Source organism: Caulobacter sp. Root655, from assembly GCF_001427665.1.
In the GTDB taxonomy this organism is placed as follows: Bacteria; Pseudomonadota; Alphaproteobacteria; order Caulobacterales; family Caulobacteraceae; genus Caulobacter.
Genome location: NZ_LMHC01000027.1, coordinates 256,093 through 276,351 on the forward strand (window position 1 = coordinate 256,093; position 20,259 = coordinate 276,351).

The 20,259-nt window shown below is 68.9% G+C and carries 20 protein-coding genes and 1 pseudogene; 9 read left to right on the forward strand and 12 right to left on the reverse strand.

Annotated elements, in window-relative coordinates; all coding sequences use genetic code 11:
- The first annotated feature begins 17 nt into the window (after positions 1 to 17).
- The 6 genes from atpA to ASD79_RS22885 are packed head-to-tail and all read left to right on the forward strand — an operon-like array spanning position 18 to position 5,269.
- On the forward strand, positions 18 to 1,550 hold the full coding sequence (gene atpA / locus ASD79_RS22860; protein WP_056725981.1) for a F0F1 ATP synthase subunit alpha: 1,533 nt from the start codon (positions 18 to 20) through the stop codon (positions 1,548 to 1,550).
- Positions 1,551 to 1,557: 7 nt separating this feature from the next.
- Positions 1,558 to 2,187 (forward strand): pseudaminic acid biosynthesis-associated methylase, encoded by a 630-nt coding sequence (locus tag ASD79_RS22865; protein WP_056725983.1) that lies wholly within the window; start codon positions 1,558 to 1,560, stop codon positions 2,185 to 2,187.
- Between the two features lie 7 nt (positions 2,188 to 2,194).
- Positions 2,195 to 3,070 carry a F0F1 ATP synthase subunit gamma gene (locus tag ASD79_RS22870; RefSeq protein WP_056725985.1) on the forward strand — a complete coding sequence of 292 codons (876 nt, stop codon included), beginning with the start codon at positions 2,195 to 2,197 and terminating at the stop codon, positions 3,068 to 3,070.
- Between the two features lie 56 nt (positions 3,071 to 3,126).
- Complete coding sequence (gene atpD, locus ASD79_RS22875) at positions 3,127 to 4,761, forward strand: F0F1 ATP synthase subunit beta (protein ID WP_056725986.1); 1,635 nt, start codon at positions 3,127 to 3,129, stop codon at positions 4,759 to 4,761.
- Positions 4,761 to 5,009, forward strand: coding sequence for a hypothetical protein (locus ASD79_RS22880; protein WP_056725988.1), 249 nt, complete (start codon positions 4,761 to 4,763; stop codon positions 5,007 to 5,009). Before atpD ends, ASD79_RS22880 begins: the two co-directional genes overlap by 1 nt.
- On the forward strand, positions 5,009 to 5,269 hold the full coding sequence (locus ASD79_RS22885; protein ID WP_056725989.1) for an ATP synthase F1 subunit epsilon: 261 nt from the start codon (positions 5,009 to 5,011) through the stop codon (positions 5,267 to 5,269). The genes ASD79_RS22880 and ASD79_RS22885 overlap by 1 nt, the downstream gene beginning before the upstream one ends.
- A gap of 229 nt (positions 5,270 to 5,498) precedes the next feature.
- Here ASD79_RS22885 and ASD79_RS22890 read toward each other — a convergent pair whose 3' ends face one another.
- Entirely contained in the window at positions 5,499 to 7,040 is a 1,542-nt protein-coding gene (locus tag ASD79_RS22890; protein WP_056725991.1) for an FAD-dependent monooxygenase, read from the reverse strand.
- Between the two features lie 387 nt (positions 7,041 to 7,427).
- Here ASD79_RS22890 and ASD79_RS22895 point away from each other — a divergent pair, with 387 nt between their 5' ends.
- The 3 genes from ASD79_RS22895 (at position 7,428) to sugE (ending at position 9,333) form a co-directional block, all read left to right on the forward strand.
- Complete coding sequence (locus ASD79_RS22895) at positions 7,428 to 7,958, forward strand: hypothetical protein (protein ID WP_056725992.1); 531 nt, start codon at positions 7,428 to 7,430, stop codon at positions 7,956 to 7,958.
- Between the two features lie 158 nt (positions 7,959 to 8,116).
- The gene (locus ASD79_RS22900; RefSeq protein WP_056725994.1) at positions 8,117 to 8,830 is read left to right on the forward strand and encodes a hypothetical protein; all 714 of its coding nucleotides are present in this window, start codon (positions 8,117 to 8,119) and stop codon (positions 8,828 to 8,830) included.
- Positions 8,831 to 9,006: 176 nt separating this feature from the next.
- Entirely contained in the window at positions 9,007 to 9,333 is a 327-nt protein-coding gene (gene sugE / locus ASD79_RS23595) for a quaternary ammonium compound efflux SMR transporter SugE (protein WP_082585074.1), read from the forward strand.
- A 14-nt stretch (positions 9,334 to 9,347) separates the two neighbouring features.
- On the opposite strand, the pseudogene mdoH reads toward sugE, so the two are convergent.
- The 11 genes and pseudogenes from mdoH to rsfS all read right to left on the reverse strand — a co-directional run.
- Positions 9,348 to 11,159: pseudogene (gene mdoH / locus ASD79_RS25270) on the reverse strand (glucans biosynthesis glucosyltransferase MdoH); the annotation flags it as partial.
- 286 nt (positions 11,160 to 11,445) lie between these two features.
- Positions 11,446 to 12,195 (reverse strand): alpha/beta fold hydrolase, encoded by a 750-nt coding sequence (locus ASD79_RS22910; protein ID WP_156400644.1) that lies wholly within the window; start codon positions 12,193 to 12,195, stop codon positions 11,446 to 11,448.
- Between the two features lie 48 nt (positions 12,196 to 12,243).
- Positions 12,244 to 13,731 (reverse strand): alpha/beta hydrolase, encoded by a 1,488-nt coding sequence (locus ASD79_RS22915; RefSeq protein WP_056725999.1) that lies wholly within the window; start codon positions 13,729 to 13,731, stop codon positions 12,244 to 12,246.
- Positions 13,732 to 13,761: 30 nt separating this feature from the next.
- Positions 13,762 to 14,271 (reverse strand): RNA pyrophosphohydrolase, encoded by a 510-nt coding sequence (locus ASD79_RS22920; RefSeq protein WP_056726001.1) that lies wholly within the window; start codon positions 14,269 to 14,271, stop codon positions 13,762 to 13,764.
- Complete coding sequence (locus ASD79_RS22925; protein WP_056726003.1) at positions 14,268 to 15,455, reverse strand: divergent polysaccharide deacetylase family protein; 1,188 nt, start codon at positions 15,453 to 15,455, stop codon at positions 14,268 to 14,270. The genes ASD79_RS22920 and ASD79_RS22925 overlap by 4 nt, the downstream gene beginning before the upstream one ends.
- A gap of 74 nt (positions 15,456 to 15,529) precedes the next feature.
- Positions 15,530 to 16,099 (reverse strand): DUF1353 domain-containing protein, encoded by a 570-nt coding sequence (locus ASD79_RS22930; protein WP_056726004.1) that lies wholly within the window; start codon positions 16,097 to 16,099, stop codon positions 15,530 to 15,532.
- Between the two features lie 96 nt (positions 16,100 to 16,195).
- Positions 16,196 to 17,584, reverse strand: coding sequence for a S41 family peptidase (locus tag ASD79_RS22935; protein WP_056726006.1), 1,389 nt, complete (start codon positions 17,582 to 17,584; stop codon positions 16,196 to 16,198).
- 112 nt (positions 17,585 to 17,696) lie between these two features.
- A complete protein-coding gene (locus ASD79_RS22940) occupies positions 17,697 to 18,755 on the reverse strand; it encodes a murein hydrolase activator EnvC (RefSeq protein ID WP_056726008.1) in 1,059 nt (352 codons plus the stop codon).
- A 196-nt stretch (positions 18,756 to 18,951) separates the two neighbouring features.
- Entirely contained in the window at positions 18,952 to 19,416 is a 465-nt protein-coding gene (rlmH, locus tag ASD79_RS22945) for a 23S rRNA (pseudouridine(1915)-N(3))-methyltransferase RlmH (protein ID WP_056726011.1), read from the reverse strand.
- A gap of 39 nt (positions 19,417 to 19,455) precedes the next feature.
- On the reverse strand, positions 19,456 to 19,686 hold the full coding sequence (locus ASD79_RS23600; protein WP_082585076.1) for a ClpX C4-type zinc finger protein: 231 nt from the start codon (positions 19,684 to 19,686) through the stop codon (positions 19,456 to 19,458).
- Positions 19,687 to 19,732: 46 nt separating this feature from the next.
- A complete protein-coding gene (rsfS, locus tag ASD79_RS22950) occupies positions 19,733 to 20,161 on the reverse strand; it encodes a ribosome silencing factor (protein ID WP_162136393.1) in 429 nt (142 codons plus the stop codon).
- Positions 20,162 to 20,259 lie beyond the last annotated feature (98 nt).

Genomic DNA, 20,259 nt, shown 5'->3' on the forward strand with positions numbered 1-20,259 from the left:
GAGAGCCCAAGACAGCCATGGACATCCGCGCCGCCGAAATCTCGGCCATCCTCAAGTCGCAGATCGCCAATTTCGGCGAGGAAGCCGCCGTTTCGGACGTCGGCCAAGTGCTGTCCGTCGGTGACGGCATCGCCCGCATCTACGGTCTGGACAACGTCCAGGCCGGCGAAATGGTCGAGTTCCCGAAGGCCGGCGTGAAGGGCATGGCCCTGAACCTCGAGCGCGACAACGTCGGTTGCGTGATCTTCGGTCAGGACCAGGCCATCAAGGAAGGCGACGAAGTCCGTCGCCTCGGCGAGATCGTCGACGTGCCGGTCGGCCGTGGCCTGCTGGGCCGCGTCGTCAACCCGCTGGGCGAGCCGATCGACGGCAAGGGCCCGATCGTTTCCACCGAGCGTCGCCGCGTCGACGTCAAGGCTCCGGGCATCATCCCGCGCAAGTCGGTGCATGAGCCCGTGCAGACCGGCCTGAAGTCGATCGACACCCTGATCCCGGTCGGCCGTGGCCAGCGCGAGCTGATCATCGGTGACCGTCAGACCGGCAAGACCGCCGTCGCCATCGACACCATCCTGAACCAGAAGGCCGCCAACGCCGGCAAGGACGAGAGCGCCAAGCTCTACTGCGTCTACGTCGCCATCGGCCAGAAGCGTTCGACCGTCGCCCAGATCGTCAAGACGCTCGAAGAGCACGGCGCCCTGGAATACACCATCGTCGTCGTGGCCTCGGCCTCGGAGCCGGCCCCGCTGCAGTACCTGGCCCCGTTCTCGGGCTGCGCCATGGGCGAGTGGTTCCGCGACAACGGCCTGCACGGCCTGATCATCTATGACGACCTTTCCAAGCAGGCCGTCGCCTATCGGCAGATGTCGCTGCTGCTGCGCCGTCCGCCGGGCCGCGAAGCCTATCCGGGCGACGTGTTCTACCTGCACTCCCGCCTGCTGGAGCGCGCCGCCAAGCTGAACGAAGAGAACGGTTCGGGCTCGCTGACCGCTCTGCCGATCATCGAAACCCAGGCCAACGACGTATCGGCCTATATCCCGACCAACGTGATCTCGATCACCGACGGCCAGATCTTCCTGGAAACCGACCTGTTCTACCAGGGCATCCGCCCGGCCGTGAACGTCGGCATCTCGGTGTCGCGCGTCGGCTCGTCGGCCCAGATCAAGGCGATGAAGCAAGTCGCCGGCGCGATCAAGGGCGAGCTGGCCCAGTATCGCGAAATGGCCGCCTTCGCCAAGTTCGGCTCGGACCTCGATGCTTCGACCCAGAAGCTGCTGGCCCGTGGCGAGCGTCTGACCGAGCTGCTGAAGCAGCCGCAATATTCGCCGCAAGCCGTCGAAGAGCAGGTCTGCGTGATCTACGCCGGCACGCGCGGCTACCTCGACAAGATCCCGACCTCGTCGGTCCGCCGGTTCGAAAGCGAGCTGCTGGCTCGCCTGCACAGCCAGCACAAGGACCTGCTGGACGGCATCCGCACCAAGAAGGCCCTCGACAAGGACCTGGAGAACACGCTGAAGAGCGTGCTCGACAGCTTCTCGGCGACCTTTGCCTAGCTGATCGATGGCTGCTCACCCCAAATCCATGGACGCATGGTCCGGCGAGTTTGGCGACCGCTACACGCAACGTAGCGCCGCCAACGCCGAGGCCGTTCGCGGCCGTGCGCGGGTCTGGGGTGAGGTGATGCGGCGCATGGTCGGCGCTCCGCCGAAAAGCGTCCTGGAAGTGGGGCCCAATGTGGGCCTCAACCTCCTGGGCCTGCGGGCGGTGTCGGACATGGAGCAATGGGCGATCGAGCCCAACGCTTCGGCCCGCGCCCAACTGCTCGAGAACGGCGTCCTGCCGGCCGAGCGGTTGTTCGAGGGTTTCGGGCACAGCATCCCGCTGGCCGACGGCGCGGTGGACATGGCCTTCACGGCCGGCGTCCTGATCCACGTCGATCCGAGCCAGCTGGAAGCGACGATGCGCGAAGTGCACCGCGTGGCTTCCAAGTACGTCTTCTGCTCCGAGTATTTTTCGCCGAAGGCCGAAACGATTACCTACCGTGGCGAACAAGATCTTCTGTTCAAGAACGATTTTGGCTCGCTCTACATGGATATGTTCCCAGATCTGCAGTTGGTCGATTACGGGTTCTTCTGGAGAAGAACGACCGTGATGGACGACAGCACCTGGTGGTTGTTTAGGAAGGTCTGATAGGCGGATGGCAAGCCTAAAGGAGATGCGCAATCGGATCTCGAGCGTCAAGGCGACGCAGAAGATCACGAAAGCGATGCAGATGGTGGCGGCCGCGAAGCTGCGCCGCAGCCAGGACGCGGCTGAAGCCGCGCGCCCCTATGCTCGGCGCCTGGCTTCGGTGATCGCCAACCTGGCCGCCGGCGTGTCCGGCGACGGCGCGCCCGCGCTGCTGGCCGGCACGGGCCGCGACGATCGTCACCTGATCGTCGTCGCCGCCGCCGACCGTGGCCTGGCGGGCGGCTTCACCTCGTCGATCGTCCGCGCCGCGCGCGAGCGGATCGACACCCTGGTCCGCGAAGGCAAGGACGTGAAGATCGTCTGCGTCGGCAAGAAGACGACCGCCCAGCTGCGCCGCCTCTACAGCGACCGCATCGTCGAGAACTTCGACCTGTCGGCCTATCGCCAGTTCACCCTGTCGGTGGCCCAGCCGATCGCCGACGTCGTCACCAAGCTGTACGAAGCCGGCGACGTGGACGTGGTTACCCTGTTCTACAGCCGCTTCAAGTCGGTGGTGCAGCAGATCCCGACCGCCCTGCAACTGATCCCGGCCACCGTCGAAAGCGGCGCGTCGGCTGAAGGCGCCAGCGCGGTCTACGAGTACGAGCCCTCGGAAGAGGCCATCCTCGAAACCCTGCTGCCGCGCAACCTGACGGTCCAGATCCTGTCGGCCCTGCTCGACAACATGGCCGGCTTCTACGCCAGCCAGATGACGGCGATGGACAACGCCACGCGCAACGCTGGCGACATGATCAAGCGCTACACCCTTGAATATAACCGCTCCCGTCAGGCTCAGATCACCAAGGAGCTGATCGAGATCATCTCCGGCGCCGAAGCCGTCTGATCCTGAACCCAATCATAAAACGCCCGCACGAGCCCGCACGAAAGACCCTGAACGCCATGGCCAAGACCCCCGCTAAGGCTCCCGCCGCCGCTGAAAAGCCGGCCGCCGTGAAGAAGCCCGCCGCCCCGAAGGCCGCCGCCGCGCCCGCGACGGCAGCCGCGGCCCCCGCTGCCGCCCCGAAGGCGCCCGCCGCCAAGAAGCCGGCCGCCCCGAAGGTCGCTGTCGTCGCCACCCGCGAAAAGCCCGCCACGATCGGCGCGGCCACCGGCAAGCTGGTGCAGGTCATCGGCGCCGTCGTCGACGTCGAGTTCACCGGCGAGCTGCCGGCGATCCTCAACGCCCTGGAAACCGTCAACATCGCTTCGGGCCAGCGCCTGGTGTTCGAAGTCGCCCAGCACCTGGGCCAGAACACCGTCCGCGCCATCGCCATGGACGCCACCGAAGGCCTCGTTCGCGGCCAGGCCGTGCGCGACACCGGTGAAGCCATCCGCGTTCCGGTCGGCCCCGGCACCCTGGGCCGGATCATGAACGTCATCGGCGAGCCGATCGACGAGCAGGGCCCGATCAAGTCGGACATCTTCCGCTCGATCCACCGCGAGGCCCCCAGCTTCGCCGAGCAGACCAACACCGCCGAAGTGCTGGTCACCGGCATCAAGGTCATCGACCTGATGTGCCCCTACACCAAGGGCGGCAAGATCGGCCTGTTCGGCGGGGCCGGCGTCGGCAAGACCGTGACGATGCAGGAACTGATCAACAACATCGCCAAGGCTTACGGCGGTTATTCGGTCCTGGCCGGCGTGGGCGAACGCACCCGCGAAGGCAACGACCTCTATCACGAGATGATCGAGTCCAACGTCAACGTGGACCCGAAGATCAACGGCACCACTGAAGGCAGCCGCTGCGCCCTGGTCTACGGCCAGATGAACGAGCCCCCCGGCGCCCGCGCCCGCGTGGCCCTGACCGGCCTCTCCATCGCCGAATATTTCCGCGATGAAGAAGGCAAGGACGTGCTGCTGTTCGTCGACAACATCTTCCGCTTCACCCAGGCCGGCGCCGAAGTGTCGGCGCTGCTGGGCCGCATCCCCTCGGCCGTGGGCTACCAGCCCACCCTGGCCACCGAGATGGGCAACCTGCAGGAGCGCATCACCTCGACCAACAAGGGTTCGATCACCTCGGTCCAGGCCATCTACGTGCCCGCCGACGACCTGACCGACCCGGCGCCCGCCGCCTCGTTCGCTCACCTGGACGCCACCACCGTTCTGAGCCGCGACATCGCCGCCCAGGCCATCTTCCCCGCCGTCGATCCGCTGGACTCGACCTCGCGGATCATGGACCCGCTGGTCATCGGCGAAGAGCACTACAACGTCGCCCGCTCGGTCCAGGAAGTGCTGCAGCAGTACAAGGCCCTGAAGGACATCATCGCCATCCTGGGCATGGACGAGCTGTCGGAAGAGGACAAGCTGACGGTCGCCCGCGCCCGCAAGATCCAGCGCTTCCTGTCCCAGCCGTTCCACGTCGCCGAGCAGTTCACCAACACCCCCGGCGCCTTCGTCCAGCTGAAGGACACCATCCGCTCGTTCAAGGGCATCGTGGACGGCGAGTACGACCACCTGCCGGAAGCCGCCTTCTACATGGTCGGCCCGATCGAAGAAGCGGTGGCCAAGGCTGAAAAGCTGGCGGGCGAAGCCTGATGACCGACGAACTGGAGCTGGTGAACTTCTGCTGCGAGGAACTCGAGGAGGCGGTGTCTTCGGACCCCGACGCCTCGCTGATCGAGCATGACAGCGGTCTGATCCTGCTCAACCTGGGTCAGCGCGAAGAGGATGGCGAGACCGGCGTCGTGCTGGCCACCATCCGCTTCTGCCCGTTCTGCGGGACCGAGATCCAGACGGACGAAGACATCGAAGCCGCCTTGGGCGAAGTCGAGATCGTGGAATAATGGCCAAGCTGCACTTCTCCCTCGTCGCGCCCGAGCGCGAACTGTTCTCGGCCGACGTCGACCAGGTCGACGCCCCGGGCGCGGAAGGCGACTTCGGCGTCCTGCCGAACCACGCCCCGTTCATGACCACCCTGCGCGAAGGCCGGGTCACGGTCCGCGACGGCTCCAGCGTGCGCCTGTTCGACATCCAGGGCGGTTTCGCCGACGTGGGTCCGGACGGTTTCACCATCCTGGCCGAACACGCGGTCGAGGCGGCGTAAGCCATCACGGTCGCCTTCGGGCGTCGAAGACACATGACGGCCCGGGCGTGGAAGCGTCCGGGCCGTTTTGCGTCGCTCCGTGCGCACCCACATCCGTCATCCCCCGACCTGTTCGGGGGACCCAAGCCGAGCCTGACGCGATATCCGATGCTGCTTGGGTCCCCCGCATAAGGCGGGGAATGATGGAATTTATGAGTATCCGCTTCGCTCGAAAATGCTCCATGCCGGCCTATGACAAGGTCGGCGGGCCGAACCAGCGGCCTAGCGCCTCCGCCAGTCCCGACCGGTCGCCTTCCCCCACCCATGCCACATGTCCATCGGGCCGAATTAGCACCGCCGTGGGCGCGGCGACCGGGCCCAGCGCCGGAAGGTCCCACACGCCCTCGTATCTGGCGTCGATTCGCCGGACCCGATCCGTCCACGGCGTGATGTCGAGGCCGGCGGCCTCGCCGAGGTTGAGCAGCACCGGCCGAGCGTCATGGAGCAGGGTGAAGACTCGCAGCGGCCCGTCTTCGGTGACCAGTTCGAGATCGGGCATGCGGCGTCCGAGCAGCGGGCGCCCCTCGCCGAGATCGTAGTGGATATCCAGGCCGGCCTGCATCGCGGCGAACCGTCGGCGCGGCTCGTCCATGCCGAGGAGCTCGGCGAGAATGTCGCGCAGCGCCTTGGTCCGTTGGTCTTCGCGGCGAAGAACGATCGACGCCATCGTGTTGCGCAATACGCGGGCTCCGATCGGGTGGCGCTCGGCCTGGTAGCTGTCGAGGAGGCTGTCCGGCGACACGCCCTTGATCACCTGCGCCAGCTTCCATCCCAGGTTCACCGCATCCTGCACGCCGGTCTGGAGACCCTGGCCGCCGTCGGGGGGATGCACATGCGCGGCGTCACCCGCGATCAGCACGCGTCCCTGGCGGTACGAAGCCGCCTGCCGCGCGGCGTCGGTGAACCGGGAGATCGAGGTGGGGGAGTGGATCCCGTAGTCGGTCCCGTAGACGGCGATGAGCGCCGCGCTGAGGTCGCCGAGGGTGGGTTCGCTGGTCTGCCCGACCTGCTGTTCGGTCACGAGGACGCCGACGGGCCCGTGATCCGCGTAGACGATCTCGCCGTCGCGGATCTCGTACTCCACCCGGCCGAGGGCATGCGTGCCGAGCGCGTCGCGGCGGACGCCCCATTCGGGCGGCGTCTCGGCCAGCTCGGCCACGGCGATCAGGTTGCTGGTGGTGGGATCCGATCCCGGGAACGCGATGCCGGCGGCCTTGCGCACCCGGCTGCGTCCGCCGTCGCACCCGACCAGGTATCGCGCCCGCAGCGAGCGGCCGTCGCTCAGTTCGACATCCACCCCGGTGTCGTCCTGGGCGAAACCCGTCACTTCAACGCCGCGATAGATCGGCGCCTTGAGCTCGTCGATCCAGCCGGCGAGGATGCGTTCGATGTGGTTCTGCCGCAGCCCGAGACTGTAGGGGTGGCGGGTGGGGAAATCGCCGAGATCGAAATGGACCCCGGCGAAGCCGGTGGCCTGCGCCTTCTGTCCTTCCGCGAGGAACCGATCGGCGATCCCGCGCTGATCGAGGATCTCGATGGTGCGAGCATGCAGACCGCCCGCGCGTGAACCGGCGAGGTCCTGGCTGGGGCGCTTCTCGACAATGGCGACGTCGACGCCCGCCAGCGCCAATTCGCCGGCGAGCATCAACCCCGTGGGGCCCCCACCCGCGATGATCACGGCATGCTCATCGCGGGTGCGAGCGCCCACGTCCGGGCCATCGAGATTCGCCATACCCATCACCCCGGCATCTGCGGAACCGGGTTCGAAACCGCGGCCCTTCGCTCGCTAAGGATCCTTAATCTGCGCACAAAGAGCCGGGCGGCAATTCTTGATCTCGATTTGTTTGTCCCCAGATACAGATCAGCCGTAGCGCGGCGGCGATTTTTCACGGTGGCGAATTCAGGTTTGGCCGCCGGATGGGGATGCGCCCCAAGCCGACATCGGACCCGCGCGAAGGCGGACGCTCGGCCCGGCCGCGGAGGATCAGGAACCGACCATCGCCGCGCTCGGCTTGAATGTCCGGCGCGCGGGTCGTCGTCCTTATTGGATAACGTCGTTCTCTATTTCCCGGATCGGGCCTAACCTCCGCCCACGCCGCTCGGGCGCCGGGGAATTGCGATGCGGATTCCAGCCACCATCCTCACCACCGCGGCCCTGCTCGCCGCCAGCGCGGCCCAGGCCGTTCCGACCTACCGGCAGGAGGTGGTCGATGTCTTCAAGCAGGTCTGCCTGCCCGCCGGGACCAACGCCGCGGCGGTGGGTGTCGCCGCCGCCAAGCTGGGCTGGAAGCCGGCCCCGGCCTCGATCAAGGCGATGTGGTCGGGGCCGGCCACCAAGGTCTGGGTTTCGCCCGCCACCGCCCGGTTCTACCTGGCCCAGGCGCCGCAGGACGGCTTCTGCCAGGTCGGCTATTACGACGGGGCCCAACCGGCCACCACCGATCCCGCCGCCTTCGCCACCCTGTTGCGCAATATCATGATCCATGCCGGCATCGCGGTCGGCTCGGGCTTCGTGAAGACCGCCGAGGACAGCCAGCTGATCCAGAAGGGGACCTATGTCTCGCCCGGCTATCCCGGGCTGAAGATGTATGTCGTGGTCGCCAACTTCCCGAACGCGGCCAACTTCCTGCTGAGCACCAGCAAGCCCTGACCGCCCGGTTTTCGCCCCTGAGGCGTCACGCCGCACCTGTACGACCAGAAAATTACACCTGTGACCCAATCTCCGCCTTATTCGGCTACCATAGGGGTTGCGAGGGACCGCCCGTCGGTTTTAATGCCGACCTCTTGCCTAGTGGGGATATCTCGACCATGCGCTTTGCGCTCGCCACCTTGATCGCTCTCGGCGCGGTCTCCACCGCCGTCGCCCAGGAGCAGACCGCTCCGGCTCCGGCCCCGACGGCCGCTCCGGCTCCGACCGCCGCGCCGATGCAAACTCCGGCTCCGGCCCCGGCTCCGATCGGCGGCGCGCCCGCCGACCAGGCCGCGCCCCCGGTGGCCGCGCCGCCCGCCGGCACGGAGCCGGCCTATGTCGAGCCCGTCCGTCCGCCGCCGACGACCGACCCGATCTCGCTGCAGCTGCTGAGCGTGCTGGACAAGGTCTGCAAGCCGGCCGTGGTCGGCGGCGACTTCCCCGCCCTGGCCAAGGGCGCGGGCATGAAGAAGAAGAAAGAGCAGTGGGTGCTGGATATCGGCAAGCCCTACTCGATCGCCATCGACAACCCCGGCTCCAACAAGAACGTCTGCACCGTCACCATCCAGTACGGCCAGACCGTCGAGCAGGCCCAGGCCCTGGCCAGCGCCCTGCACGACTGGGCGAGCTGGGAAAACAAGCCGCAGCTGCGCCTGATCCGCAACGACCAGACCATCGCCAGCGACTTCAAGCGCTTCACCGTCTCGTGGGACGACGCCTGGGCCGACGGCCACGCGGGCCTGGTCTACATGCGCCTGAAGAAGCTGGACGACACCTCGGTCGGCAAGAACTACGAGCAGGCGCGGGTGCTCTACAGCACCACCAGCCGCTAAAGCCGGGCCGGAGGCTTGCCCTCCGGTTCATGGACGCTATCTAGGGAAGGCGCGGGGACGACCCCGCGCCTTTTCGTGTTTCCGGGGACGACCCCGCTAACCTTGCTAGACGCGTTTTCTTCACGCGAGCCGGTATCCACCTCGCTCGAAAACGCTTTGGCTTCAGGGAGCAGGTCATGGCCTGGATCATCCTCACCGTCGCCGGCCTTTTCGAAATCGGCTGGGCCGTGGGTCTCAAATACACCGAGGGCTTCACCCGCCCCGTCCCCACGCTACTGACGGGCGTCAGCCTGGTCGCGAGCATGGCGCTGCTGGGCTGGGCGATCAAAACCCTGCCGCTGGGCACCGCCTACGCGGTCTGGACCGGGATCGGGGCCGTGGGCACGGCCATCGTCGGCATCCTGGTGTTCAAGGAGCCGGCCACGGCGGCACGGCTGGTCTGCCTGGCGCTGATCGTCTCGGGCATATTGGGCCTGAAGCTGTTCACCCCGGCCGCCCACTGAGGCGAGCCCGCTCCGGTGGTCTCGCCGGGCGTCAGCAGCAGGCCGACGTCCCGCAGGCGCAGGCCGCGCGAGATGCTGGCCGTCCACCAGGCCAGGAACGGGGCGGCGACCAGGCTGGTCGCCGCCACCGCCAGCCACGGCGACAGGCCCGCGCCCAGGACCGGGCCCAGCGTCGCCAGGGCCACGCCGACCAGCATCTCGGGCCCGTGGAACACCAGGGCGGTGCGACCGCTCATCCGACCTTCGTCCCGTTGCTGGGCCGCCCATCCGGAATCCCGGCCCAGGATCACCGCCAGCAGGGCGCGGCTGTGGGCGGCCATGATCACCGGCGCGGTCAGGGTCGAGGCCAGGGTCTCCAGCCCGACGCTGGCCAGGGCCCGCCCCGCCCCGCCGAACGCCCGGGCCCGCCCCTGGCGCAGCATCATGACGTAGGACAGCAGCTTGGGCAGCAGCACGAAGGCCAGGCTGATGGCCAGCACCGCGGCGCCGGCCAGCGGATAGCCGCCGCCGTCCGGGTTCGGAGCCGACAGCAGCGCCCCGGTGACCACCAGGGCGATCCACAGCGGGGCGAGGGCGTAGGACAGCACGCCGCGCGCCAGGTGCAGGCGGCTGACCGGGTGCAGCCCCCTGGCGCCCACGACGCCCAGGTGCTGCAGGTTGCCCTGGCACCAGCGGCGGTCGCGAACCAGATGGTCGATCAAGGTCGGCGGGCTTTCCTCGAAACTGCCACCCAGCGCGGGGGCCAGCCGTACGCCCCAGCCGGCCCGCCGCAGGAAGGCGGCCTCGACGAAGTCGTGGCTCATGATGTGGCCGCCGAAGGGCTTTTTTCCTTTGAGGTGCGGCAGTCCGCCGGACTGCGCGAACGCCTCGACCCGCAGGATGGCGTTGTGGCCCCAATAGTTGCCGTCGGCCCCGCTCCACCAGGCCACGCCCCAGGCGGCCAGCGGGCCATACAGGGTGTTGGCGAACTGCTCCAGCCGTCCAAACAGCGTGCGGCGGCCGATGATCGTCGGGGCGGTCTGGATCAGGCCCAGGGACGGGTCGCGCTGCATGGCGGCCGCCAGCCGCCACAGGGTCTCGCCGTCCATCAGGCTGTCGGCGTCCAGCACCACCATGTGGTCATAGGCCCCGCCGTGGGCCCGGACCCAGTCGGCGATGTTGCCGGCCTTGCGGTCGATGTTCTCGGGGCGGTGGCGGTAATAGGTCCGCGGCCCGACCTCGCCGCGCCGGAAGGCGGCGAAACCCCGGCGTTCGGCGTCCAGCACCGGCGCGTGGCGGCTGTCGCTGAGCACGACGATGTCGAAGAACGGCGTCAGACCCAGGGCGTGCAGCCCGGTCCGCATCGCCGCCAGCCGGGCGAAGAACGGGCCGCAGTCCTCGTGGTAGATCGGGGCCAGCAGGGCCGTGCGGGTGTGCAGGCGGGGCAGGGGGCCGTGGGCGACCGTCCGCTCCCAGGTCTGGCTCTGGCCGGACAGCCATAGGCCACCCAGGTTGGCGGCGAAGGAAAAGGCCATCCAGCCGAACAGCACCAGGATCAGGCCGACATGGGCGATCTCCAGCGGAACCAGTCCGTCCTCGGCCATGGCCGAGGCCACGGCCAGGACGGCCAGGCCGGTGCTGAGCGCGCAGAACGCCGCCAGCGCCGCGCGCCGCCGGCCCAGGCCAGGCAGGCGGGCGAAGCGCCGGGGCTCGGCGTCGCGGTGCAGCGGCTGGTCGGGCATGTCGAGCGGCGCGGCGGGCGGAGCCCAGTCGCCGCTATCGGTCACGTCGCGGAATGAGCGCGCTTCGACCCCGAGTTGTTGTGGTGAAGTGGTATTGGCGCGCATGGAAATCCCTTCAGCGCCGAAACACCTCCCATCGTCCAAGGTTCCGCAACGCGATAACCTTTATTTGTACAGTGACATCAAGGTTAATTTTTGAGCGATATGAGGTCGAATACTGTCTAAAATTGATCGGTAGGTCGCGTATATGCCGGAAATTGGCCGTGAAGCGGCCACATTCGATCCGCGCACAAATTGTGGCGCGATCGCACATGTGTTCGATGCAAGGATGATCTTGTCATCCCGGACAAGCGTGGCGCGAAGATCCGGGACCCGTCGGAAGCGCCCGCGCTCAGGCGGCCGCGCGGTTCTCTTGGGCGATGAAGTCCAGGCAGGCCTCGGCGACCGCTTCCCAGCCCGGTTCGCCCGGCAGCCAATGGCTCATCTGCGGGAACACCTGGCAGGATCCGCCCAGGCGCGCGGCGGTCTGGCGGACGGTGGCGGGCGGATGGATGATGTCCTTGCCGCCGGCCAGCGCCAGGGTCGGCACGCCGGTCGGACCGGCGCCGGTGGTCATGAACGGGTCCAGCCACCAGTTCAGCGTCTCCCACAGCGCCCGGCCGCTTTCGGCGGTCATCTGGGCGTAGAGGGCCTTGCGTTCGTCACGCGGCAGGCGGTCCAGGGTGTAGCTCTCCACCACCCCGTAGTCGGGGGCGACGGCCTGCAGCCAGTAGGGGCCCAGAGCGTAGAGGCTGACCGCCGAGGCGGCTTCCTCCAGGCTCGAGCCGCTGACGCCCCAGGGCGGCGAAGGGGCCAGCAGGATCAACCGCGAAACCGGGGCGCGGGCCGCCGCCATCTGGGCCACCAACCCGCCCATCGAGTGGCCGATCAGGATCGGCGGCTCGTCACAGGCCTCGCACAGCGCGGCGATCTGCTTGGCGTAATCGACCATCGAGCGGCCGGCCACCAGGGCCCCGTCGCCGTGGCCGATCAGGTTGGGGGTCTGAACGTCGTGGCCAGCGGCCTCGAAGGGCCGCCGAAAGGCGTCGAAGGTCCAGCCGCCGCAGAAGGCGCCATGCACCATGATCACCGGAGTCGCCACGCAGGCCTCACTCACTCACTGACTCGGCCAGGACGCCGCGCCGCCAGCCTACACGCTCTTCTTGGGCGCGGGTGAAGATTTGGCGGCCGACTTCGTCGCGGCGGTCTTGGCGGGGGCTTTGGCGGCGGCCGGCGCCTTGGCGACGACAGGCTTGGCGATCGCGGCGGGTTTGGCCTTGGCGGCTGGCGCGGCCTTCGGCTTGGCGACAGCCGCCGGTTTGGCCGCGACGGCCTTGGCCGGGGCCTTCACGGCCGCCGGCTTGGCGACGGGCTTGGCCTTGGCGACCACCTTGGGCTTGGCCACGGCGGCCGGGGCGGCCTTCGCGACCTTTGGCGTCGCTGCCTTGGGCGGGGCCTTGGCGGCAGGAGCCGGCTTGGCCTTCGCTGGAGCCTTCACTGGCGCCGGGGCCGGCGTCGCGGCCTTGGCGGGAGCCTTGGCCTTTGGCGCGGGCGCGGCCTTCGCGATCGCCTTGGCCGGCGGCTTGGCGGCCGCAGGCGCCTGGGCGGTCAGAGCGGCCTTGGTCGGGGTCTTGGCCTCGGCCGCGGGGGCCGGGGTTGGAGCCGGGGCGACCTTCACGGGCGCGGGCTTAGGCTTGGGCGCCGCCTTGGCCTTGGCGGCGGGCTTCGCGGCGGGAACGGCGGCAGGCGCGGCGACCGGGGCCACGGGGACCGCCGGCTTGGCGGCTACGGGCGTCGCGGCGGGCTTGTCGGCCGGGACGGCCTTGACCACCGGCGGCTTGACCACCGGCGCTTGGGCGCCCAGGCCCTTGGCGTCCAGCCAGGTCTTCACCTCGGCCAGGATCTCGGTGCTGCCGGGTTCGTCGATCAGCCAGTGGGCGTTGTTGGGATATTCCCGGAACTCGGCCCCGGCGTATTTCTTGCCGACCAGCCGGACGTCCTCGATCGGCGTGGTGCGGTCGCGGGCCCCGGCCAGGACCAGCACCGGCACGGTGACCTTGGCGGCGTCGACATGGACCGTCTTGTCGGGGTCGCGGTCGGGATAGGCCAGGTCCGACAGGGCTCGGCCGGAATCATGCACCGTGGTGGCGAAGATCGCGTCATGGCGCGCGGCGGGGGTCTGGTTGAGCACGCCCCACTTGAAGCCGGTCTTCCAGATCTTCACCGCCTTGGTCTCCGGCTTGGCGGTGGTGGCGATGTTGAGGAAGGTGAACACCGGCGAGAGCTTGGGCTTGCCGCGCGCGTCGGCCGGCGAGGCGGGCGCGAACAGCACGATGCCCGAGGCCAGGCCGGCCTCGGCCAGCTTCTGGGCGATCAGCCCGCCCATCGAGTGGCCGAACACCACCGGCTTGGCGCCGTCGCGCTTGGCGATCGACTGGGCCAGGTCGCTCATCTCGGCGACATAGTCGGACAGGCTCTTGCCGGCCAGGCCGGCCGGAGGCGGGCCCACGGTGCGCAGGGAGGCATGGATGGTCGGGGTCTCGACCGCGTAGCCGGCGGCCGTGAAGCTGGCCGCCACGGGCTTCCAGCTATCGCCCGCGGCGCCGAAGCCGTGGATCATCAGAATGGTCTTGCTCATGCCGCCTGCCCTCTAGCCGCGGCATGGTTTCTACCCGCCGCGCGCGTACCCACCGAACGCGGAGACGACCTGTTCGTACACCGCGCGTTTGAAGGGTACGATCAATTCGGGCGTCCCGTCGAGCGGCGCCCATTTCCAGGCGTCGAACTCGACCTCGCCATGGGCCTCCAGATCGATCTCGGACTCGTCGCCGGTGAAGCGGAACGCGAACCAAACCTGCTTCTGGCCCTTGAACCCGCGCGCCTTCTTGGACCCCGCGAAGTCGGCGGGGAAGTCGTAGATCAGCCAGCCCGGGGTGCGGTCCAGATACGCAACCGAGGTGACGCCGGTCTCTTCGGCCAGCTCGCGGCGGGCCGCGTCGAGCAGTTCTTCGCCCTCGTCGACCCCGCCCTGCGGGAACTGCCAGTTGTAGGGCGGGGGCTGCCGATGGCGCTTGCCCAGCCAGACGCGGCCGTCCGGGTGGAACAGCACGACGCCGACATTGGGGCGGTAACGGGGGTGGCTGTCTTGAGTGTGTGGGGAGGTTGGGCTGGCGCTCATCGCCTGGCCATGGACGAGGCGGGCGCCAACTGCAAGCCCCTGGCCGACAGGCCCGCGGCCCAGGTCCGTACCTGGCTGATGGTCACCGGATAGGCGAAGCCCGAGCCCAGGGCCTGGCCGCGCCCGGCGGCGCCGGCCTCCAGCATCTTCAGCTGGCCGTCGATCGCGCCGGCCGACAGTTCGTCGTCGATGATCCGGTCGGCCGAGGCGCGGGGGATCGGACCGCCGCGCAAGGACGCCTGGCCGTCGTCGATGAAGGCCAGCCCCCGCGACTTCAGCGCCATGGTGAAGGTGTTCATGGCCACGTCGTTGGTGACGAAGCGCGAGCCCAGATAGTTGGTCAGGCCGAAATAGCCGGTGGCGCGCGACATCAGCCATTCCAGCTTGCGCACGGTGTCTTCCGGCCGGTTGGCGGTGATCAAGGTGTAGGGGCCCGGGTCGTTGGCCGGATAGTCGACCGGCTCCATCGGGGCCTCGAGCAGCACCTCGTGGCCGTTGGCGCGCGCCAGGTCGATCCAGCCTTGCAGGCCCTCGGCATAGGGCGCGAACGACAGGGTGATCTCGGGCGGCAGGGTCTCGATGGCGGCGCGGGTGGTCTGGGGATTCAGGCCCAGGCCGCCGATCACCAGGGCGACGCGCGGACGGCCGTCGGCGGTGAACGGCCGGGCATAGGCCTGGGCGGCGTTGCGGCCGTCGGGAGCGATCACCGGCAGCGGGCCGCCGCCGGGGCCTGGAGCATAGAGGCCGGCGATCGGCGCCTGGGGCAGCGGGCCGCCGACCTGGGCGACCGGCGGCGGGGCGGCGATCTCGCCGGGCAGGGCGAGGGCGGCCTCGTCCACGGGGCCAGCGAACGGCTGGGCCGACAGATCCAGCGCGCCGGGCGTCAGCGGAGCCTCGCGGTCGGCCTCGTCGGTCAGGGCCTGCAGCCAGCCGTCGGGGGCGTTGCGGGTGGCGCCGATCTTGGTCAGTTCGACCCGCACCAGGGGCGAGCCCTTGTTGGGGTCACCGGTCAGCAGGATCAGGGCGCTCAGGCTGAGCAGGAACAGCAGGGCCGCGGCGCTGGCCCCGACATAGGGATTGGCCGCCGCCGCCAGCACGCGGGCGCGCAGGTCGCCGACATCCCCGCGGCCCAGTGCGGGCGCGGCGGCGCTATAGGCGGGCTTGCGGGAGAACGACACGGCCATGGTCGGACGCTAGGCGGCAAGCTTCGAATATATGGTTAATGAGGGGTGCGACGGAACGCGCGGGCAAGCCCGTCTCACTCCAGAATGAAAGCCTCGTCGGCCTCGGTCGCGTGTTTCTGTCGCGAGTCGTCCTTGCCCCATCCGCCGCCGCCGCCGATTCGCACGGCGAGCCAGATGATATTGCGGCGGAGCATATTGACGCCGCGGTTGCGCAGGGCGTCGCGCAGGATCCAATCGGCCTCGCGGCGGGTGTAGGGCGCGGCTCGCGTATTGCCCGACGGATGGTTTTTCCAGATCCCCGCGCCCCGCGTCGCGTACAGGAAGTCGTGAATCACCGCGCCCTTCACCCAGGGTCCGTCCGGCGGCAGCACGATCCAGCCCCAGCGGGGAATGGAGGCGAGATCGGTGACGAACCCCCGCGGGACCGTGATCGTGTCCTCGGCGTCGCTCGGGCGATAGCTGAGGGGATCGTAGAGGCCCCAGAGACTGCGCCCCATCTTGATCGACGGCGTGTACTTGTTGTCCAGCAACACCAGCACCAGCTTGCCGCCGAAGCGGTTGACCCAGCTGGGCGGTGCGTTCGCGGGTTCGGGGCCAGCTCCGGGGCGCGCGGCGTCCCGGTCAGGCGGCTCGGCGTCAGTCATGTCCAGGCCTCCCCATCCGGCGGAGAAGTTTACATGCGGCGCGCGCGCGGCCAAGCCGCGCACGTCCGCCGCACCGGATGGGCAGTGCTGGGCGGCCTACTTCTTCTCGACGGGCGCCTTGCCGGCCGCCGCGGCGGCCTTGGCCGTGACCTCGGCGATCTTGGCCTGCGGCTTGGGCAGTTTCGGCACCGCCTCGACCGAGCCGGCCTTCAGCACCGCGATGGCGCGGTCCAGCTGGAAGTCGCCCTTCTTCTCGTCGAAGCCGGTGGGCGGGGCCTCGGCCGGGGTATGGACGCCCTTGCGGGTCTTGCCCTCGTCGGCGTTGAGCGCGTTCTTGAAGCTGGCCTCGCTGAACCACACGCGGTTGGCGATGTCCTGGGCCTGGTCCTTGGTCTGGGCCACTTCCAGATCGGGCTCGATGCCGGTCTTCTGGATCGAGCGGCCCGACGGCGTGAAGTAACGGGCCGTGGTCAGCTTCAGGGCCCCGTCGGCCCCGCCGCGCAGCGGGATCACGGTCTGCACCGAACCCTTGCCGAAGCTGGTGATGCCCACCAGCTCGGCGCGGTGGCGGTCCTGCAGGGCGCCGGCGACGATTTCAGCGGCCGAGGCCGAGCCCTGGTTGATCAGCACCACCACCGGCAGGCCGTTCAGCAGGTCGCCCGACTTGGCGTTGTAGCGCTGGATGTCGCGCGGGTCGCGGCCGCGCTGGCTGACCACCTCGCCGCCGTCCAGGAACACGTCCGAGACGCCCACGGCCTGGTCGAGCAGGCCGCCGGGATTGTTGCGCAGGTCGAAGATCAGGCCCTTCATCTGCGGGTTCTTGGTCCGCAGGTCGGTGATCGCCGTGGTCAGGGCGTCGGTGGCCTTTTCGTTGAAGCCGGGCAGGCGGACATAGCCGTAGTCGCCCTCCATGCGGGCGATGGCGGCCTTGGGCTTGATCACCTCGCGGATCAGCTTGACGTCGTAGGGGTCGGTCTTGTCGCGGGCGATGGTCAGGGTGACCGCCTCGCCGGCCGCGCCGCGCATCTGCTTGACCGCCTCGTTGACCGTCAGGCCCAGCACCGACTGGCCGTTGACCGCGGTGATGTAGTCGCCGGCCTGGATGCCGGCCCGCGAGGCGGGGGTGCCGTCCATCGGCGAGATCACCTTGACCACGCCGTCCTCGCTGGTCACCTCGATGCCCAGGCCGCCGTACTCGCCGCGGGTGGTGTCCTGCATGTCCTCGAAGCTGTCGGGCGACAGGTAGCCGGAATGCGGGTCCAGGCTGGTCAGCATGCCGTCCAGGGCCGCCTCGATCAGCTTCTTGTTGTCGACCTCGGAGACGTACTGGGTGTCGACCGTCTGCAGCACGTCGCCGAACAGTTCGAGCATCTTGTAGGTCTGGGTCTTGGTCGAGCTGGTCGCCTGGGCGATGGGGCTGACATAGGCCATGGTCCCCGCGCCGAGGACGAAGGCCGAAACACCGATGAGCAGGTACTTGCGCATGTGGCCTGGAAGGCTCCCTGACGACGCTCCCGCGCCGCGTTAAAACTTATCTGCCCGCCTAACTGTGGCGGACCCTTGTTCATTTGACGGCCATCATCGCTGAAAAAGCCGTTTATCGCGACCCCTGCTTGAGCCAACGCTCGGGATCGACGGAAGCGCCGTCCTCGCGGACCTCAAAATAGAGTTCTGGCGCGGAAGAACCATGCTCCGCCATCCGGCCAACCGTCGCGCCGGCTGCGACAGATTGTCCGGGGGCGACGGAAACCTGGTCCATTCCCGCCAGGATCAGATGGTAGGCGCCCTGGGCGCGCAGGATCAAGACCACACCCCAACCATTGAGCGGTCCGGCGTATTCGACCGTCGCGGCGGCGGGACTGGCGATGGCATGACCCTTTTCCGTGCGGATCGACACCCCGGACGCCCGCCCGCCGGCCGGCATGACCTCGCCGAACCGATGGTTGAAGGGGCCGGGGGTAGGGGATCGCAGCGTCAAGGGCCCGGTGACTGGTCTGGGCGCCAGGCTGTCGGTCAGGGCACCCAGGGTGCGCTGCTCCTGGTCTCCAGTCATCGCCTCTTGAGCGTAGGCGCGCTCCAGCTGGGTCTTTTCGACGATCATCCGCTCCAGCTCGCCCTTGCGGTCGGCGACCAGGCTCTCGGCGGTGAACAGCTCCTCCGAGGCGGCGGCGGCCTCGCGGCGCAGGGCCGAGACGGCCCGGGCCTGGCGGGCGTAGCCGTCGGCCCGGGCCTGCAGTTCGGGGGTCATGGCGCGGATCAGGATGGCGGCCCGCACCGCGTCGCGGGCGTCGCCGGGGCTGACCAGCAGGGCGGGCGGCGGGTCGCGGCGGAACAGCTGCAGGGCGGACAGCAGCCGCGACAGCTGGCCGCGATCGCGGCCCAGCTCGCCGACCAGGGCCGATTCGCGCTGGTGCAGGGCCTCGAGCCGGGCGCGCTTGGCGGCGACGTCGTCGCCGGCCACCAGGCGCTTCTGGCCCAGGGCGTCCAGTTCGCCGCGCAGGTCGGCGATCTCGCGGCGGGTGTCGGCGGCGGCCTGCTGGTCCTTGGCGCGTTGGCTGATGGGGCCCCGCTGGCCGACCTGGGCCGCGACGAGGCCGCCGGCGCCCAGCAGGGCGGCCAGGAGGCCGGCGGTGATCAGCGTGACGCGGCGCGACATGAGAGGATGAATGCCCGCATTGGGTTGCGGCGACAACCGGTTCTCGCAGCCACTCCAACTCCGCTCATCCCGGCGAATGCCGGGACCCAGATGGAATAGCGGGGAAGTGGGGCCTTGAGCTCCGAGCTCTTCCAATCATCCACACCGCCATAGGATCTGGGTCCCGGCGTTCGCCGGGATGAGCGGGTTAAAAAGGTCAGTCCCGATGATAGGGCGAGCCCGCCAGGATGGTGACGGCGCGATAGACCTGCTCGGCCAGCATGGCCCGGGCCAGGGCGTGCGGCCAGGTCTGGGGCCCGAAGGCCATGGTCTCGTGGGCCGCGGCCAGGATCGACGGGTCCAGCCCGTCGGCCCCGCCGATCAGGAACACCACCCGCCGGGTCCCGTCGTCGCGCAGCCGGCCGACATGCTCGGCGAAGGCGCGGCTGGGGCGCACCTTGCCGTGCTCGTCGCAGGCGATGACGTGGGCGCCCTCCAGGTGCGGACGCAGCACCTCGGCCTCGGCGGCCTTGCCCGGCTTGCGGGCCTCGACCTCGACGATCTCCACCGGACCCAGCGCCAGGGCGCGGCCGGACGCCGTGGCCCGGGACGCATAGTCCACGGCCAGCCGCGCCTCGACCATGCGGCCGAGCTTTCCGACGGTGAGTAGGGTGATCTTCATTCCAACCTTCGGCGCGACCCGCCGATGGCGGGCGGAGGACTATAGGGCCGGTTCTGAAGTGTCGGCTTGATCGACGGCGACCGCGAAGGCTCTAGCCTGCTCGATCGTCGCCTCGAAGAGGTCGGGGTCCGCCGCCAGAGTTCCCAGGCAAATGCCGATGCACTCGTCGCAGATGGCCACGTCATGCGAGACGACCATCCTTGTCACCTCGGCGGATTCCCGCCGACAGAATGAGCATGAGACCTGGAGAGGCGGGCGTTCGTCGCTCATGGGTCGGCTCCCCTCGCGGTCGAACGGCCGCTCTCTCGCCAGGCCCTTAGTTCGACGCCATCCGGTGCGGCGCGTCGACGGCCCAGATCTTCTCGATGTTGTAGAACGAGCGGACTTCCGGACGGAACAGGTGGACCACCACGTCGCCGGCGTCGATCAGCACCCAGTCGCAGTGCGGCAGGCCCTCGACCCGCGCCTTGCCGAAGCCCTGCTCCTTGAGCGCGCGGATGATGTGGTCGGCCAGGGCCCCGACGTGACGGTGCGAACGGCCCGACGCCACGATCAGGCTGTCGGCCACCGAACTCTTGTCCTTCAGGTCGATGTAGACCACGTCCTGGGCCTTATCGTCGTCCAGGCGAGTGAGGATCAGACGCTCCAGCGCCTTGATGCTTGTGTCCAGGGCGGTGCCCTGGTCGGAAGAGGTGACGGGGGAAGCCGTCCCCTCGTGCGCACTTGGCGCGGGGTCGCTACGCAGCGGAAATGCTCCTTGATGGGTTCGCGCAATAGCTCCCATAGCATGGATGAGTCGAAATGATGAGGGGGAACGTGGTCGCGGCGGATTCGGTCGGGATC

Excerpts from the sequence above, each read along its gene's own strand:
- atpD (WP_056725986.1), top strand. The coding sequence starts at position 3,127 with ATGGCCAAGACCCCCGCTAAGGCTCCCGCCGCCGCTGAAAAGCCGGCC.
- sugE (WP_082585074.1), top strand. The coding sequence starts at position 9,007 with ATGGCCTGGATCATCCTCACCGTCGCCGGCCTTTTCGAAATCGGCTGG.
- ASD79_RS22880 (WP_056725988.1), top strand. The coding sequence starts at position 4,761 with ATGACCGACGAACTGGAGCTGGTGAACTTCTGCTGCGAGGAACTCGAG.
- ASD79_RS22925 (WP_056726003.1), bottom strand. The coding sequence starts at position 15,455 with ATGGCCGTGTCGTTCTCCCGCAAGCCCGCCTATAGCGCCGCCGCGCCC.
- atpA (WP_056725981.1), top strand. The coding sequence starts at position 18 with ATGGACATCCGCGCCGCCGAAATCTCGGCCATCCTCAAGTCGCAGATC.
- ASD79_RS23600 (WP_082585076.1), bottom strand. The coding sequence starts at position 19,686 with ATGAGCGACGAACGCCCGCCTCTCCAGGTCTCATGCTCATTCTGTCGG.
- ASD79_RS22895 (WP_056725992.1), top strand. The coding sequence starts at position 7,428 with ATGCGGATTCCAGCCACCATCCTCACCACCGCGGCCCTGCTCGCCGCC.
- ASD79_RS22920 (WP_056726001.1), bottom strand. The coding sequence starts at position 14,271 with ATGAGCGCCAGCCCAACCTCCCCACACACTCAAGACAGCCACCCCCGT.
- ASD79_RS22870 (WP_056725985.1), top strand. The coding sequence starts at position 2,195 with ATGGCAAGCCTAAAGGAGATGCGCAATCGGATCTCGAGCGTCAAGGCG.
- ASD79_RS22865 (WP_056725983.1), top strand. The coding sequence starts at position 1,558 with ATGGCTGCTCACCCCAAATCCATGGACGCATGGTCCGGCGAGTTTGGC.
- ASD79_RS22935 (WP_056726006.1), bottom strand. The coding sequence starts at position 17,584 with ATGCGCAAGTACCTGCTCATCGGTGTTTCGGCCTTCGTCCTCGGCGCG.
- ASD79_RS22915 (WP_056725999.1), bottom strand. The coding sequence starts at position 13,731 with ATGAGCAAGACCATTCTGATGATCCACGGCTTCGGCGCCGCGGGCGAT.
- rlmH (WP_056726011.1), bottom strand. The coding sequence starts at position 19,416 with ATGAAGATCACCCTACTCACCGTCGGAAAGCTCGGCCGCATGGTCGAG.
- ASD79_RS22900 (WP_056725994.1), top strand. The coding sequence starts at position 8,117 with ATGCGCTTTGCGCTCGCCACCTTGATCGCTCTCGGCGCGGTCTCCACC.
- ASD79_RS22940 (WP_056726008.1), bottom strand. The coding sequence starts at position 18,755 with ATGTCGCGCCGCGTCACGCTGATCACCGCCGGCCTCCTGGCCGCCCTG.
- ASD79_RS22885 (WP_056725989.1), top strand. The coding sequence starts at position 5,009 with ATGGCCAAGCTGCACTTCTCCCTCGTCGCGCCCGAGCGCGAACTGTTC.
- ASD79_RS22890 (WP_056725991.1), bottom strand. The coding sequence starts at position 7,040 with ATGGCGAATCTCGATGGCCCGGACGTGGGCGCTCGCACCCGCGATGAG.
- ASD79_RS22930 (WP_056726004.1), bottom strand. The coding sequence starts at position 16,099 with ATGACTGACGCCGAGCCGCCTGACCGGGACGCCGCGCGCCCCGGAGCT.